1 pseudogene is annotated in these 1104 nt (G+C 49.9%); it reads right to left on the minus strand.

Going from position 1 to position 1104, the window contains the following annotated elements:
- Positions 1-799, minus strand: a pseudogene (locus HMPREF2554_RS10745) (hypothetical protein); the annotation flags it as partial.
- Positions 800-1104 lie beyond the last annotated feature (305 nt).

Raw genomic sequence — 1104 nt, forward strand, 5'->3', positions numbered from 1 at the left:
TTCCAGGAACAGCCTCTTTAACAGGCATTCCCAAGGGCAGAGACTTACGAGGCTTGAGCGGAATAACACCGTTTTCAGGGACGATCTCATCAAGTTTATAGGTATCGGCGATCGAGCCTTCATCATGATCTTTCGGGGTCGTGACCATCTTCCACTCTAGCGGGGTAAGAGGTTTCTCCTCCCCCAACTTCGTGTTCTTTTTGATTGCCGTCCCGTCAGGTTTTCCCGTTATAACCGCGTTCGCCCTTTCGGTAGATTCCCAGCTGCCGTCGGAACGCATCTCAGCTTTTTCTGGGGAACCCTCACTCCCATATTTTTTCTCGATGGTCCACGTGCCGTCAGCATTAACGTGAGTTTTTTGTTCACTGGAAGAACCTTTTTCGATTTTCTCCCAGGACCCATCGGCGTTGAGGGTAAATTCTTCCGTAGAATCTTCCGAATTTTTATTCTTCACCTGGAATGTGCCATCGGCGTTAACCGAAACCGATTCCGTGCGTCCATTGTTATCTTCTTCGACAGTCCACGAACCGTCATCCTTGAGCTTTACATTCTTCGTTGAATCCAAAGGCTCCTGTTCAGCGCGCGGGCGCGATGTACCGGCCTTATTGTCGTCGGTAAGCCCCACGATCTGTTTCTCATGCGACGTTGCAGAAGCTGAAGAGGATGCGCCGGAACCGCCATGAGTAGAATCTCCCGAACCGATTCCTTGTACAGAGGTCGAGCAAGCACTGAGTGCCAGCATGAGAACACATCCGGCAGATAGGGGACCAAATACGCGAGTGTGATTATCATTCTTCATCGAAAATTTCCTTACGGCTATGTAGTCTATGCGGTGTTTAAAAATACCTTTGCCCTCAGTCTATGGTTCTTGAACAGACCCGATACCGCTAACACCCCACGTTTTCTTCCAACACTCAGCGAATATAGAGTACGTTCCCATATTTCTTCCAGCAAAGCTCCAGGCAGAAGGGCGTTTTAGACACAAAAAAGGTGGCGCATCCAGCCGTAAAATCTGGATGCGCCACCATACTACCGAGAGAGGTTCGAGGTTACTGAGCCTTCTCCCCTGCTTTAAGCGGGGTACGCGGTTTGAGAGGAACAACG

The sequence above is a fragment of the Rothia sp. HMSC071F11 genome, from assembly GCF_001809115.1.
Taxonomy (GTDB): domain Bacteria; phylum Actinomycetota; class Actinomycetes; order Actinomycetales; family Micrococcaceae; genus Rothia; species Rothia dentocariosa.